This is a genomic window from Mycobacteroides sp. H001 (assembly GCF_001440005.1).
Classification (GTDB): domain Bacteria; phylum Actinomycetota; class Actinomycetes; order Mycobacteriales; family Mycobacteriaceae; genus Mycobacterium; species Mycobacterium gwanakae.
In genome coordinates this window covers 311,445-325,259 of record NZ_LJYH01000025.1, presented here as the reverse complement: position 1 = coordinate 325,259, position 13,815 = coordinate 311,445, and the positions used below count along the sequence as shown (strand labels likewise).

At 65.2% G+C, this 13,815-nt stretch carries 13 protein-coding genes; 7 read left to right on the top strand and 6 right to left on the bottom strand.

Features of this window, described 5'->3' with window-relative positions:
* Nucleotides 1–22: 22 nt before the first annotated feature.
* The 3 genes from alc to dctA form a co-directional block, all read right to left on the bottom strand.
* The gene (gene alc / locus AOT83_RS10585) at nucleotides 23–1,039 is read right to left on the bottom strand and encodes an allantoicase (protein ID WP_057966020.1); all 1,017 of its coding nucleotides are present in this window, start codon (nucleotides 1,037–1,039) and stop codon (nucleotides 23–25) included.
* On the bottom strand, nucleotides 1,036–2,235 hold the full coding sequence (locus AOT83_RS10580; protein WP_057966055.1) for an aldolase/citrate lyase family protein: 1,200 nt from the start codon (nucleotides 2,233–2,235) through the stop codon (nucleotides 1,036–1,038). Before AOT83_RS10580 ends, alc begins: the two co-directional genes overlap by 4 nt.
* 103 nt (nucleotides 2,236–2,338) lie before the next feature.
* Complete coding sequence (dctA, locus tag AOT83_RS10575; protein ID WP_057966054.1) at nucleotides 2,339–3,700, bottom strand: C4-dicarboxylate transporter DctA; 1,362 nt, start codon at nucleotides 3,698–3,700, stop codon at nucleotides 2,339–2,341.
* A 92-nt stretch (nucleotides 3,701–3,792) separates the two neighbouring features.
* Between dctA and AOT83_RS10570 the strand changes: the two genes are divergently transcribed.
* On the top strand, nucleotides 3,793–4,359 hold the full coding sequence (locus AOT83_RS10570) for an NTP transferase domain-containing protein (RefSeq protein WP_057966053.1): 567 nt from the start codon (nucleotides 3,793–3,795) through the stop codon (nucleotides 4,357–4,359).
* Here the strand turns inward: AOT83_RS10570 and AOT83_RS10565 are convergent.
* Nucleotides 4,347–6,029, bottom strand: coding sequence for an NCS1 family nucleobase:cation symporter-1 (locus AOT83_RS10565; RefSeq protein WP_057966019.1), 1,683 nt, complete (start codon nucleotides 6,027–6,029; stop codon nucleotides 4,347–4,349). The two genes, AOT83_RS10570 and AOT83_RS10565, sit on opposite strands and share 13 nt — an antisense overlap.
* 40 nt (nucleotides 6,030–6,069) lie before the next feature.
* Here AOT83_RS10565 and puuE point away from each other — a divergent pair, with 40 nt between their 5' ends.
* Nucleotides 6,070–6,996: an allantoinase PuuE gene (puuE, locus tag AOT83_RS10560; RefSeq protein WP_057966052.1), complete on the top strand. Its 927-nt coding sequence runs from the start codon at nucleotides 6,070–6,072 to the stop codon at nucleotides 6,994–6,996.
* On the opposite strand, the gene AOT83_RS10555 is transcribed toward puuE, so the two are convergent.
* Complete coding sequence (locus AOT83_RS10555) at nucleotides 6,951–7,691, bottom strand: aspartate/glutamate racemase family protein (RefSeq protein ID WP_057966018.1); 741 nt, start codon at nucleotides 7,689–7,691, stop codon at nucleotides 6,951–6,953. The genes puuE and AOT83_RS10555 overlap by 46 nt on opposite strands.
* Nucleotides 7,692–7,848: 157 nt before the next feature.
* Between AOT83_RS10555 and AOT83_RS10550 the strand changes: the two genes are divergently transcribed.
* The 5 genes from AOT83_RS10550 to pucL all read left to right on the top strand — a co-directional run bounded on the left by AOT83_RS10550 (nucleotide 7,849) and on the right by pucL (nucleotide 12,398).
* Nucleotides 7,849–8,559 (top strand): GntR family transcriptional regulator, encoded by a 711-nt coding sequence (locus AOT83_RS10550; RefSeq protein WP_030093719.1) that lies wholly within the window; start codon nucleotides 7,849–7,851, stop codon nucleotides 8,557–8,559.
* A 112-nt stretch (nucleotides 8,560–8,671) separates the two neighbouring features.
* Nucleotides 8,672–10,624, top strand: a complete 1,953-nt coding sequence (locus tag AOT83_RS10545; protein ID WP_044103953.1) for a solute carrier family 23 protein — start codon at nucleotides 8,672–8,674, stop codon at nucleotides 10,622–10,624.
* The gene (uraD, locus tag AOT83_RS10540; RefSeq protein WP_030093717.1) at nucleotides 10,611–11,153 is read left to right on the top strand and encodes a 2-oxo-4-hydroxy-4-carboxy-5-ureidoimidazoline decarboxylase; all 543 of its coding nucleotides are present in this window, start codon (nucleotides 10,611–10,613) and stop codon (nucleotides 11,151–11,153) included. Before AOT83_RS10545 ends, uraD begins: the two co-directional genes overlap by 14 nt.
* Nucleotides 11,150–11,473, top strand: coding sequence for a hydroxyisourate hydrolase (uraH, locus tag AOT83_RS10535; RefSeq protein WP_030093716.1), 324 nt, complete (start codon nucleotides 11,150–11,152; stop codon nucleotides 11,471–11,473). The genes uraD and uraH overlap by 4 nt, the downstream gene beginning before the upstream one ends.
* 16 nt (nucleotides 11,474–11,489) lie before the next feature.
* The gene (gene pucL, locus AOT83_RS10530) at nucleotides 11,490–12,398 is read left to right on the top strand and encodes a factor-independent urate hydroxylase (RefSeq protein ID WP_057966017.1); all 909 of its coding nucleotides are present in this window, start codon (nucleotides 11,490–11,492) and stop codon (nucleotides 12,396–12,398) included.
* Here the strand turns inward: pucL and AOT83_RS10525 are convergent.
* A complete protein-coding gene (locus AOT83_RS10525; RefSeq protein ID WP_057966016.1) occupies nucleotides 12,395–13,804 on the bottom strand; it encodes an amidohydrolase family protein in 1,410 nt (469 codons plus the stop codon). The two genes, pucL and AOT83_RS10525, sit on opposite strands and share 4 nt — an antisense overlap.
* Nucleotides 13,805–13,815: the final 11 nt, after the last annotated feature.

Here is a 13,815-nt window from a genome sequence, read left to right as displayed (position 1 = left end):
CGGGACGCACGAGGCGCGACCGTCAACGGTCTTCGAGGGAGGCCCGTCCTGCCGCCGTGAGGTCACCGAAGAGGCGCAGGCGCGCCAGCCCACCGTCGGGGTAGATGTCCAGGCGCACGTCGGTGACGGGCTGCTGGTTCTCCAGCAGGAAACGGTGCCGGGTGTCGGGCTGCAGCGGGGTGCGTGGCAGCAGCGGAACCCAGTCACCTTGGGCGGTCCGGCCTTGCAGCCCCGCCGCACCGGGACTGTTGCCCACGAAGTACGAGGTGTCGATCTCAGCCAGGCGCAGTACCCCTTCACCGGCGAGCCGCACCTGCACCCAGTCGTTGGCATCGTCGCGGCGGCGCGCGGTTTCCCATCCGTCGCCCATCACCCGGGCAACGCCGGGGAACAACAGATTCTGCGGTGAGCTGTAGAAGCGGTTGGAGCAATCGGTCACCAGGCCGCCGTTCTCGATGGCGGCCAGGTCGAACTGCCCGGCGTCAAGGAATCGCGGGTCGGGCCGGCCATGGCCATGCACGCGCAGTCGGGCGACTCCGCCGTCCGGGTGCATGGTCAACCGCACATGTGTCCACCGTTGTGTGGAGTGGACGTCGAAGACGTTGCGGCTGTCTCCGTAGACCTTGGTGCGCCCGATGATACTGTGCCAGTGAGTATTCCGCGCGATATCTTCGGCGGGCGGGTACCCCTCGATCTCGGCGGCATCGACCGATATCTCCGGCGGGTAGTTGCCCTTGAACCATGCGGTGTCGACGACGATGCCCGCGATCAGACCGGGGACACCCAGCCGGACGATGGCGGAGTCGTGGCCGGGCTCGCCCGCGGGGTCGCGCCGGCGCCGGGTCTCCCATCCGTCGTACACCTGTCCCTTGTGCCCGAAGGTTGCGGGCCGGTAGTCGGCGGGCCCGGGCTTGATCAGGTTCTCTTTCTCGGCGAAGAGGTCGTCGTTGGCCCAGATCACCGCGCCGCCGAGCGGCCGCAGCGCCAGATCGGGCAGCATCGTGAAATCTGGCAGCCCGGTGGGTGTATTGCCGGTCATTGCTGGTCGGTATCTCCTGTTGTGGTGCGTTGCACGAGTTGGTCCAGTACCGCCCGGTCGCATCCGGGCGCGATGGCGACCACGTCGTCGGGGGAGTAAGCGCCGCAGTCCAGACCGCGCAGAACCCCGGCGGCCAAGGCCTGCGCCGTCGCCGGTTCGTCGATGACACCGCCGCCCTGCCGTTGCAGGTAGGCGACGATGCGCGGGCCGGCCACCGCGAGCGCGCGCCGATGGAAGCCGTAGGTCGCCAGCCAGCGGGTGATCAGATGTCCCGGGTGCATGTCCCAGCCCTGCCAGTAGCCGCGTTCGAGGGCGCGGGTGACCAGCCGGTGATGTCTGGTGAGTGCCGCCGCCTGCTGTTCGAGGGTGCCGTCGGGGATCACCTGGGTGGAGCCGTCGCATACCCATACCCCGGTCTGTGCGGCGGCGGCGAGCATCACCGCCTTGGCGTGATCGGCCGCGGGATGCTCCAGCGACTGATGCTCGGCGGCGATCCCGCATGCCGCGCTGTAGTCATAGGTTCCGTAATGCAATGCGGTGAGGCGCCCCTGCCCTAGATGGATGGCCTTGGCCAGGGTGGCGGTGCCGTCGGCGCCCAGCACTGCTTGCGGGCTTTCGATCTGAAGCTCGAAACGCAGTGAATCATGGGGTAATCCGTGTACCCGCTCGAGTTCGTCGAACAAACGCAGGGCCGCCTCGACCTGAGCCAGCGCGCGGAATTTCGGGATGGTGGTGACAAATCCGCGCGGCACGCCCGACGCGCCGTCCAGCACCAGTTCCAACGTGCGCACGCTGCGCCGCAGGTGCAGTGAGGTCAGGCCCTTGATCCGGATGCCCAGTACCGCAGGAGGATTCGCCGCGATCGACAGTGAGCGCAAGGTGCGTCCCGCCTTGCGTGCGTCCGCGTCCTCGGTGCTGTCTTCGCGCCAGCCGTAACCGTCCTCGAAGTCCACCCGCAGATCCTGGATGGGGGAGGCGGCAAGCCGTTCCGAGACGCGGGGCAGGACGCCCTGTGTGTCGAGTGCCGCGAGCACGTCTTCGTGGCGCCCGAGGAGTTCGAGCGCGGATTCACCCCACTGCGCAGGGGTCTGCACGCCGGCCAGCGCCGCGCTGACGTACGCGGTGTGGATCGGTTGCGGTTCGCTGCGGCCATCGGGGTAGGCAGACGCCAGCTCGGCGTCCAGACCGGCCACCAGCGCTGCGATGGGAGCCAGCCAGTCGGGACCATCGGCCTCTGGTGGGTGGGACGTAGAAGCCGCTGACACGGGTCCCATGCTCGCAGACTCGCTGCGGCGGCGCTCAGGCGTGTGCAGCTGAGGATTCCTCCTCGGGCTCGTCGGCGACCTGTTCACCGGCGAGAACCGCGCGCATGCGGTCCTTGTCGAGTTGGCCTTCCCAGTTGGCCACCACCATCGTCGCCACGCAGTTACCCAGCAGATTCACCGACACGCGCATCGAGTCCATGATCCGGTCGGCGCCCAGCAGTAGCGCCACGGCGGCCACCGGGATGGCGCCGTGGCCAATCGCCGCGACGGTCGCCGAGAGCGCCAGGAACGATGAACCCGGCACGCCTGCCATGCCTTTGGAGGTGAGCATCAGCACCAGCACGGCGGTGATCTGTTCTCCGAGGGTCAGGTCGACCCCGAGTGCCTGCGCGAGGAACAGCACACAGATCGACAAGTAGAGGGTGGCCCCATCGAGGTTGAAGGAGTACCCGGTGGGAATGACCAGGCCGGTGGTCGTCTTGGAGCAGCCTGCGTGATTGAGCTTGGTCATGATGCGCGGCAGCACCACTTCGGTGGATGCGGTTCCGAGCGCCAGGAAGAGCTCGTCCTTGATGTAGACGACGAATTTCCAGAGATTCACTCCCGCGAAAATCCGCGCGATCACCGCCAGAACTCCGATGAACAGCAGCGCCGCCGCGTAACAGGCCGCGATGAGCTTGCCGTAGCTGCCCAGCGAGCCGATGCCGTATTGACCCACGATGTAGGCCATCGCGCCGAGCGCTCCCAGCGGCGCCAGCCGCATGATCCACCCGATGATGGTGAAGAAGATGTGGCTGAGGTGGTCGATGAACTCGAGGACCACCGGTGGCCCCGATTCGCCGAACTTGGCCAGCGCCAGGCCGAACAGCACCGCGAAGAACAGCACTTGCAGCAGCGCATTCTCGGCGAAGGCCGAGACGATCGAGGAGGGGATGATGCCGAGCAGGAACTCGACGGTATGGGGCAGCTCACCGTTGTTGGTCTTCTTCGCGATGGCATCGGCCCCCGTCGCCAGGGTGCCCGCGTCGATGTGAAATCCCGCTCCCGGTTTGGCGAGATTGCCCACCAGCAGGCCGAACACCAGGGCAAATGTGGTGACCGCCTCGAAGTAGATGAGGGCCTTGACGCCGATCCTGCCGACGGACTTGAGGTCGCCGACATGGGCGATCCCGAGCACCACCGTGCAGAAGATGATTGGGGCGATCAGCATCTTGATCAGCTTGATGAAACCGTCCGCCAGGGGGCGCAGATCAGCGCCGACCTCCGGCCACAGCCACCCGATAAGTACGCCCGCGATGATCGCCACCAGAAGCTGGACGAACAGTGATCGGTACCAGGGCGGTTTGTTCGCCAGGCGCACCATCTCACTGGCGGGTGTTTCGATGGCGGTCGACATGTGCGCGACCGTAACGACGGCCTGTTTATCGGATGTGAACACGGTATTCAGCCCGTATTACGCACGGCGTGCCCGTGCGGTTCGATGGATGTATGCAACCGGATACCGCCACGGGCCTTGTCATCGGTGCGGTGCTGGCAGCCGGCGCCGGAAGCCGCTACGGCATGCCGAAGATCCTTGCCGAGAATGGGCGCTGGCTCGAACTGGCCGTCGCCGCACTGGACCGGGGCGGTTGCGACGAGATCTATGTGACGCGGGGCGCTGCGCCGGCCGAGATACCTTTGCCCGCACGAGGTATCGACGTCGCGCGGTGGCGCGGCGGCGTGTCGGAATCGGTGCGGGCGGTGCTGGACGTTGCGCACCCGCGCACAGATGTGGCCGGGGTACTCATTCATCTGGTGGACCTGCCATCGGTGGGGCCGGAGGTGGTCGGTGCGGTGCTGCACGCCAGTGAGCGCCGCCGATCGGCACTGGTTCGCGCGACATTCGGCGGTCGGCCGGGCCATCCGGTGTACATCGGCTCGGATCATTTCGGCCCGTTGTCGAGCGCGCTGGCGGGCGATCGGGGAGCCGGGCCGTACCTGGCCGCACGCGGCGATGTGATCGAGGTGCCGTGCGAGCATCTCGGCGACGGTTGCGACCACGATTACCGGCCGTAAATCAGATGCCGCGGCGTGTATCGCATGCCGAGGAGATAGACGGCGAAACCGATACCCGCGCCCACGAACCAGGTAAAGGCGGCCAGATACGCGCTGCCCCAGATCACCGTCGCAATGGCCACCGCGGCACCGACCACCGTCGCGGTCACCGCGACCGGGTTGATGCCGCCGCGGTAGTAATACGCCCCCGACGGCGACAGCGTGAACAGATCGTCCACGATGACCGTGCGGCCCCGAACCAGATAGAAGTCGGCGATCAGGACTCCGAAGAGTGGGCCGATCACGGCGCCGAGAATGTCGAGCGTGTAGTGGATGGTGTTGGGGTTGTTGTAGAGATTCCAGGGCGTGATCAGGATCGAGCCGACCGCCGCGATCATCCCGCCGGCACGCCAGCTGATCCGTGTCGGGGCCAGATTGGAGAAATCGAAAGCGGGCGAGACGAAGTTGGCCACGATGTTGATCCCGATGGTGGCGATCGCGAAGGTGAGCACGCCAAGCACCGCCGCGGTGGTGTTGTTGATCTTGTCCACGATCAGCACCGGGTCGGTGATGATGGCGCCGTCCTCGCCGCGTCCGATGACCGTTGCGCCGGCCGACACCGTGCACACCGCCAACACGGCGAAGAACAGGAAGTTCAACGGCAATCCCAGGAAGTTGCCGCGTTTGACCTCGTCGAAGGTGCGGCCATATCGGGAGAAGTCACCGAAATTGAGCATGGGACCCGAGAAGTACGACACCACCAGTGCGATCGCGCTCAGCACCGTCGCCGCTGCGGCGAACCCAGTTTTCGGCGGGCCCGACGCCAAGCCGAAATGCACGTTTTCCCAACCGGCCGCGACGACCAGATAGAGCGCAAGTGCCAGCATCACCGCGTACACCGCGGGCCCGCAGAAGTCGATGAATTTACGTATCGCCTCCATGCCGTTCCAGAAGACTGCGGCCTGCAGCACCCACATCAGCAGGAAGCCGCCCCAGCCAAGGAAAGATAGACCCAGAAAGCCATACTCGTCGGCATTGGCGTAGCGGCCCAGTGAAGGCTCGAACTTCACCGCCAGAAGCACGAATGCCGTTGATGCCAAATAGGTTTGAATGCCATACCAGGCCACGGCGATGAGTCCGCGGATCACGGCCGGAAGATTGGCGCCGCGCACTCCGAACGCGATGCGCGTGGTCACCGGGTAGGGCACGCCGGTCTGTTGCGAAGGGCGCGCCACCAGGTTGCACAGCCAGTACACCGCCACGATGCCGACCAGCAGTGCGAGCAGCACCTGCGATGCTGAGATTCCCAGCGCGAAAAGACTTCCCGCAAAGACGTAGCCGCCGACACTGTGTACGTCGGACATCCAGAACGCAAAGAAGTTGTAGCTGATCCAATTCTGAGTCCGCAGCGGCGCCAGGTCGCCATTGGTCAACGCCGGGTCATAGCCGGGCTTGATCACACTTTCCCCGGCAGCACCGTGTCCGCCGGTCGGGGCGATGGCCTCAGCCGTGAGTGCGCCGCTCACACAACCTCCTCCGAATGTCGACCAGCCAGGAAAGCTGGTGACACCCGAAACTAAGCGGCCGGTGTTGCCACCGTGTTGCGCGGAAACAATATTTTCCCGGATCAGAATCGATCCACCGGAACGTGATTCGATGCGGTGAATCGGGCCGCCTACTATCGTGCGCACGATGGCTCATAACGAGGCTGGACAGCCGGCACCCCGCGACATGGTGGGTTACGGGCGCACGCCACCACACCCGCGGTGGCCTGGCGAGGCGCGGATCGCGGTGCAGTTCGTGCTCAACTACGAAGAGGGCGCGGAAAACAACGTCCTGGATGGCTCGGCGGGCTCGGAGACATTTCTCTCGGAGATGGTCCCGGCCGAGGCATTCCCCAACCGGCACATGAGCATGGAATCGCTGTACGAATACGGCTCACGGGCCGGTCTCTGGCGCGTCTTGAGGGTCTTCGAGCGCCGTGGCCTGCCGTTGACCGTCTTCGCGGTGGCGCAGGCGTTGCAGCGCAATCCGGAGGCGGTGGCCGCGTTCGGTGGGCTTGGGCACGAGATTGCCTGTCACGGGCTGCGCTGGCAGTCCTATCAGTTGGTGTCGCCGGATATCGAGCGTGAGCACATGGCGCAGGCGGTTCAGATCGTGCGCGATCTCACCGGCGCTGCGCCTCTGGGGTGGTACACGGGGCGAGACTCCCCACAGACCCGGCAGCTAGTGGTCGAGCACGGGGGGTTCACCTACGACTCCGACTCGTACGCCGATGATCTGCCGTACTGGGTTCGGGTGCCCGCCCACGGCGGTGTGATCGACCACCTGGTGGTGCCCTACACCCTGGACACGAATGACATGCGGTTCGCCTCACCGGCCGGATTCCCCAGTGGGGAACAATTTTTCACCCATCTGCGTGATGCCTTCGATTGTCTGTACGCCGAGGGGGAGGCGGGCAGCCCGAAGATGCTGTCGGTGGGTTTACATTGCCGGCTGGTGGGTCGGCCGGCGCGCACGGTTGCGCTCGAGCGGTTTCTCGACCACGTACAAGCTCATGAGGGGGTGTGGATCGCCAGACGGCTCGACATCGCCGAGCATTGGCGCCGGATTCACCCCGCCGGTATCGAACCGAACGAATCCAATAGTCCGGCATAGGGTTTGACCGGTGGCTCGGCGAACTCGCCGTGCCCGGATTTACGCAGGCCCATCGACACCAACGATTGCACCAGGTTCACCGCGGCCGCCACGCCGTCGATTACCGGGAGTCCGATCTCTGCCGAGATATCCCGGCACAGTCCGGCCATTCCCGCGCAGCCCAGCACGATCACCTCGCTGCCGTCGTCGCGGGCCGCGCGGCGGCATAGTTCTATGAGAATGTCCTTGGTCTGGGGATTGGTTTCCAAGTCGAGCACCGCGATGTCGCAACCGTGCACGCCCCGGCAGAAACGTGACATCCCATAGCGTTCGGCCAGATCCCAGGCGCGCCCGGCGGTGCGTTCCAGCGTGGTGACCACACTGAACCCCCGGCCCAGGTGACTGGCCATGTGCATGGCGGCCTCGGCGATACCGAGCACCGGACCGGTGGCAAGTTCCCGGGCCGCATCGAGGCCGGGATCGCCGAAGCATGCGAGTACATACCCGTCGGCGCCTTCGATTTCGGCGCGGCGGATTTCGGCCAGCACACCGGGCACACTCAACGCCTCGTCGTAATGACTCTCTATCGATACCGGCCCCATCGCCGGGTTGACGGCGGTGATGCTGGTTCCCGGCCAGGCCGCCGACTCCGCCACCACGCCGATGGCCTTCGTCATGGCCTCGGTGGTATTGGGATTGATGACGCGTATCCGCATGGCCCACAGGGTACGTCGCCCGCGTAGGGTGCGGGGTGTGGCGTTGTCACAGTGCACCGCGTCATGAAACGTTCGCGTTAACTCTGTGTCGCCAGCGATGGCGGCCCGGCGCGAGCGCTGGGAAGATCGGGTGTGAGGCGACGGCGATGGAGGGCGAATGTCACGTACGTTCCGCTACCGGAGGCTGATCAACGAGCTGCGTGCCAACCGGTCCGGGCATGACCAGACGAGCGTGCTCGACGGGCTGCGGCGGGCCATCCTGGACGGTGCGGCGCCGCCGGGCTCGATGATCCCCATCAACGAGGTGGCCGACACGTACCAGATCAGCCCGATCCCGGTGCGGGAAGCACTCAAGACCCTTGTCGCCGAAGGACTTGTCAATCATCGGGCCAATGGCGGATACCGGGTGGCTCAGCTCACGCTGCCGGAACTTCGTGAGATCTATTTCACCCGAGGCGTTCTCGAGCGTGCCGCGCTGGCACAGGCCGCAGCGCTGGCAACCTCGGAGGACCTGGATCGAGCGCTGGCGGAACACGAGCTGCTGCAACAGGCGACCGTCGAGGGTGATGCACGGGCCTTTCACCTGCACTCCCGACGTTTTCACCGCGCCCTGGTGACCCCTTGTGGTATGCATCGCCTGTTGCACATGTTCGAGGCCACCTGGAATCTGACGGAGCCGTTTCAGGTGATGCGGACGGTATCGGCGTCGGATCAACTGCAGCTGCATGCCGACCATGAGGCGATGATCACAGCGGTGGCAAGGCGCGATACCGAGGCCCTGCTCGCGGTGGCGAGCACGCACCACGACCGCTTGGAGTCGGCGATAGTCTCTGCCGCAGGGCAATTGGATGTGATCGTCGATACTTAGCGGATTGACCGGTCGGCAAAATATAGACACCCGGCAACCTGGCCGCAACACGCTGGCCCTAGCGTCGCTTGCGCGGCCGGCGGGTACGCACCGAGACCAGGGAGGTTCCGCGATGAGGAGAGTCCATCCCGTCGATGAGGTGCCGTCCGCGGGCAAGCTCGTCACGCTGGGCATTCAGCATGTGATCGCGTTCTATGCCGGCGCGGTGCTGGTGCCGCTGCTCATCGCGCGCGCCATCGACCTGGACGCCGAGGCGCTGACCATGCTGATCACCGCTGACCTGTTCACGTGCGGTATCGCCTCCATTTTGCAGGCGGTCGGGTTCTGGAAGATCGGTGTGCGCCTGCCGCTGCTGCAAGGGGTCACCTTCGCCACCCTGGCCCCGGTGATCAAGATCGCCAATGACCATGGCGGCGGCCGGGTCGGGCTGCTCACCGTCTACGGCGCCGTCATTGCCGCAGGTGCGTTCACCTTCCTCATCGCCCCGTTCTTCGCCCGCCTCATCCGCTTCTTCCCGCCCATCGTGACCGGCTCGGTCATCACGATCATCGGGGTATCGCTGTTACCGGTGGGCATCGGCGACGCTGTCCGCAACCCGCACAGCCCGGTGGCCGCGCACGATCCCGGCAACGGGCGCTGGCTGATGTACGCGGTGGGCACCATCGTGCTGATCGTGTTGATGCAGAGGTTCTTTCGTGGCTTCTGGAGCACCATCGCGGTGTTGCTCGGGTTGATCGCCGGTACCGCCATTGCCTGGCTCGCCGGTGACACCGATTTCACCCGGGTGGGCGAGGCGGGCTGGATCGGATTCACCTCGCCATTTGCTTTCGGCGCACCGCGTTTCGACGTCATCGCGGTGGTGTCTCTGATCGTGGTGCTGATGGTGACGGCCGTCGAATCCACCGGGGCGGTCTTCGCGACCGCCGAGATCGTCGGCAAGCGGGTGCGCGGGGCGGATATCGCCGCCACCGTGCGTGCGGACGGCATCGCCACCATGATCGGCGGCACCTTCAACTCATTCCCGTACACGGCGTTCTCGGAGAATGTCGGTCTGGTGCGCCTGACCGGGGTCAAGAGTCGTTGGGTAGTAGCGGCCGCCGGGGTGATCATGATGGTGTTGGGCGTGCTGCCCAAGACCGCCAAGGTCGTGGAGTCCATCCCCGCCCCGGTGCTGGGCGGGGCCGCGATGACACTGTTCGCGACGGTGGCTGTGGTCGGCATCCAGACACTCGGCAAGGTCGACTTCAACGACCACCGCAACCTGATCATCGCCAGTACCTCACTGGCCATGGGGATGTACGTACAGTTCTCCCAATCATCGGGCCCGTCGACCGTGCTGGATCACGGACGTGAAGTTCAGGTTCCCGCATTGCCGGGAATCGATCAGGCCGTGCCGGGCCTGCTGCAGATCCCGTTCAGCACCGGTATCACCATGGGCGCTATCACCGCGATCGCCTTGAATCTGTTGTTCTTCCACACCGGCAGCCGGGGTATTGCGGTCGCGGGCGGCGGCGCCATCCGGCTCGCACAGGTCAACGAGATGACGTTGGAAGAGTTCCGTCGCACCTTCGGCGCACTTGTCCAAGACGTGCACTGGGTTGTCGATCGTGCCTACCGCCAGCGTCCCTTCGCCGACGCACACGATCTACGCAGCGCTTTCCAGGAGGCGATGCTCACCGGTAGTGACGAGGAACAGCTCGAACTGATCAGATCGTTCCCCGATTTGGGCGCCGAGGACGAAGCTGGAGAGATGACGGCCGTCGACCACACCATTTTGCAGACTCTCGACGAGGGCGAGTTGAACAACGTGGTGAGCCTGGCCAACGCCTATCGCGAGCATTTCGGTTTTCCGCTGGTGATCTGCGCGCGCGAGACCGAGCGCTATGAGCGGGTGCTGCGCAATGGGTGGAGCCGCATGGAGAACTCCACGACCAGCGAGCGGTCGTTCGCCCTTATCGAGATCGCCAAGATCGCCAACTACCGGTTCGATGATCTGGTGGCCGACGCCAACCCCATCACGACGGCCCGCTTCGGGCGCTTCGAGGACTTCCATGCGGCGCGTTGATTGGCGGGGGATCGAGAGTTTCAACGAGCTCAGCGACGGCCAGGCGATCCACTGGCTCTACGAGTGCTGCGCGTCGCGGATATGGGCAGTGCGGGTCGCTGCAGGCCGGCCATTCCGCGATGAGGACGCGCTGTACCACCGGGCAGATCTGATTTTGGCCGAGCTGACCGACGCGGATGTGGACGAGGCACTCGACGGGCACCCACGGATCGGGGAGCGGGCCGATAACGCGGCGTCGCGCCGCGAGCAGTCGGGGGTCACCGGTGCCGACGCCGCGGTACTGGAGCGTCTACGGGAATGCAATGCCGAGTATGAGGAGCGGTTCGGCTACGTGTACCTGGTCTTTGCGAATGGTAGGCCCGCCGAGGAGCTACTGGCGATTCTTCAGGAGCGGCTCAAGAACGACCCGCAGCACGAGCGCCGGGTGATGAGAATGGAATTGGGAAAGATCAATCGCAGCCGCCTGGAGCGGATGCTGGGTCCGGCGGGCAGGCATGCCGATGACATCGAGACGGAAGGTGGATTGTGACGGGTTTGAGTACCCATGTGCTGGACGCGGTATCTGGGCGACCGGCGCGGGGCGTGCCGGTGACGCTTCTGGACGGCACGGGCACCGAGCTTGCCAGCCGTACAACAGATTCCGACGGCAGGATCGCTGACCTTACTGGTGAGGCGCTGGCCGCTGGGCGGTACCGGCTGGTCTTCGACACCGGCACCTGGTTCACCGACAACGGGATCGAGGGTTTCTACCCGGAAGTGATCATCAGTTTCCAGGCGGACGGTGGTGGGCATCTGCATGTCCCGTTGCTGCTGAGCCCGTACGCCTACTCCACCTATCGCGGCAGCTGAGAAAGGAAACGCACCAGTGGCAATCGTCCTCGGAGGCAATCAGTACGGCAAGGCCGAGAATCGGGTAGTCAGGATCTATCGCGACAGCCCGCGTCATGAGATCAAGGACCTCAACGTTGGCAGCGCGCTGCGTGGGGATTTCGCCGCCGCCTACACAGACGGCGATCAGCGCAAGGTGCTGCCCACCGACAGCCAGAAGCAGACCATCTATGCCTACGCCAAGGAGAAGGGCATAGAGACCATCGAGCGATACGGCCTGGACTTGGCGCATCACTTTGTGGACGAGTACGAACCGGTGACCGGTGCGCGGATCGAGATCGACGAATATTCCTGGGAGAGAGTCGTTGTCGACGGGCGCGAGCATGACCACAGTTGGGTTCGCAAGGGGCAGGAGGTGCGTACCGCGGAGATCACCGTTGACGGTGTGGGTGCGGCGCAGCGGAGTTGGGTGATCGGTGGTCTCAAAGACCTGGTCGTGCTGAAGTCGACGGGTTCGGAGTTTCACGATTTCCTCGAGGACAAGTACACGATCCTGCAGCCCACCAGTGACCGGGTGATGGCCACCTCGCTGGTGGCCAAATGGCGCTTTGTCGGTACCGATATCGACTGGGATGAGACGTATCTGGGGGTCAAGCGGATCATTCTGGAGCGCTTCGCCACCGTGCATTCGCTAGCCCTGCAGCAGACGCTGTACGAGATCGGCAAGGCGATCCTGGAGGCGTATCCGCTGATCGCCGAGGTTCGGCTCTCGGCGCCTAACAAGCACCACTTCGTGTACGACCTGTCACCGTTCGGGCTGGAGAACCCCAACGAGGTTTTCCACGCAGACGACCGTCCGTACGGGCTCATCCAGGCCATCGTGGCCCGCGACGACGCTCCTGAGGCCGGGCCGGCCTGGGACCCGCATCTGGCCTGGCTGGTTTAGCAGCCGCGGTCGAGGTAGCCGGTGATATCGCGCCCACGCACCCGCACCGAGCTGATGGCTGGTTCGCGTAGCCCCATCAGCAGCCGGAACAGCAGCTGTTCGGTGGCCAACCGCTCATCGTCAGACCGGACGCCACGGAAGAGGGTGTCGGCCAACGGTTCCCATCGGTGTGGATCGATGATCAGGAAGTCCGCGTCCTTGCCTTCGTCCAAGTTGCCAAACGTTTCCTCGCGATCCAGCGCGCGGGCCCCGGCAAGGGTGGCGGTGAACAACAGCTCGGCGGGATGCAGGGACACCGCGGCCGACGCCGGTTCGGACATATGGACTTTGAAGCAGTCGTTCAGTACACGCGTCATCAGCCATTCATCGCCGCCGCCCACATCGGTGCCCAGAGCGATGGTGACTCCGCTCTCGACGGTCCGGCGCCACGGCATGGTCCCGGAGCCCAGGAACAGTTGTGAGGTAGGGCAATGCGCTATGGAGGAACCGGTTTCGGCCATGCGTGCCAGTTCGGCATCCTGGCAATGCACCGCGTGCGCCAGGATGCTCCTGCGGCCTAACAGGGTTGAGCCGCCCTTGCGAGAGCCGGGCAGGAAATGACCGTCATAGGTATCCAGATAGCTGCGCACCCCGAACGTGGAGAGAGTGACGTCCACCTCGCCGGTGCCGGGCCGGGCGTTCTCGTTGAGGTGAGAATGGAAGTAGACGCCGCTGCCGCGCACCCCGTCGTACAGCTCACCAAGCGCCGCGAGGGTATCGGGCATGACAGACAGCGAGAACCGGGGCACCAGTGCCACGTCGGTGAGCGGGCCGCCATGCCAGCGCTCGATTTCGTCGGCACAGAGCTGGATTGCGCGCTCGGTGGTGGTGAGCAGCGGCGCGGCGCTGTCGGGCCCGGTGGTCTGCACGCCCCGTCCGCTGACCATCCGCAGGCCCGCGGTACGTGTGGCCGTGAACAAGGCGGCCTGCGCGTCGGGGAAGGCCGAGCCCATCACCATCGCGGCCGTGGTGCCGACGGCGATGCGGCGCCGGCAAAAGCTTTCGGCGGTGTGCTGGGCGAGCACCGGATCGGCCAAACGGGCCTCTGCCGGAAAGATGCAGCGCTGCAGCCACTCCAGCAGTTGGCCGCCGCCATAAGAATCGGTGCAGTAGGTCTGCGGGAAGTGCATGTGGGTGTCGACGAAGCCCGGGAGCAGGAAACCGGGGCGATGATCGCGCACCGGCCACGCGGAGTATGCCTGCGGCAGTTCGGTATAGGTGCCGCAGTAGGCGATCACACCGTCGGATTCGACCGCCAGCACGCCATCGGGGATCGACTGCAGGTGCGTAGCGGCATCGGCGACACCGGGGGAGCCCGCGATGTGGAAGATATGCCCGCGGTAGACGGTGGCGGCAATCGGGTCCATCGCACTATAGT

Excerpts from the sequence above, each read along its gene's own strand:
- alc (WP_057966020.1), bottom strand. The coding sequence starts at position 1,039 with ATGACCGGCAATACACCCACCGGGCTGCCAGATTTCACGATGCTGCCC.
- dctA (WP_057966054.1), bottom strand. The coding sequence starts at position 3,700 with ATGTCGACCGCCATCGAAACACCCGCCAGTGAGATGGTGCGCCTGGCG.
- AOT83_RS10570 (WP_057966053.1), top strand. The coding sequence starts at position 3,793 with ATGCAACCGGATACCGCCACGGGCCTTGTCATCGGTGCGGTGCTGGCA.
- puuE (WP_057966052.1), top strand. The coding sequence starts at position 6,070 with ATGGTGGGTTACGGGCGCACGCCACCACACCCGCGGTGGCCTGGCGAG.
- AOT83_RS10555 (WP_057966018.1), bottom strand. The coding sequence starts at position 7,691 with ATGCGGATACGCGTCATCAATCCCAATACCACCGAGGCCATGACGAAG.
- AOT83_RS10550 (WP_030093719.1), top strand. The coding sequence starts at position 7,849 with ATGTCACGTACGTTCCGCTACCGGAGGCTGATCAACGAGCTGCGTGCC.
- AOT83_RS10545 (WP_044103953.1), top strand. The coding sequence starts at position 8,672 with ATGAGGAGAGTCCATCCCGTCGATGAGGTGCCGTCCGCGGGCAAGCTC.
- uraD (WP_030093717.1), top strand. The coding sequence starts at position 10,611 with ATGCGGCGCGTTGATTGGCGGGGGATCGAGAGTTTCAACGAGCTCAGC.
- AOT83_RS10525 (WP_057966016.1), bottom strand. The coding sequence starts at position 13,804 with ATGGACCCGATTGCCGCCACCGTCTACCGCGGGCATATCTTCCACATC.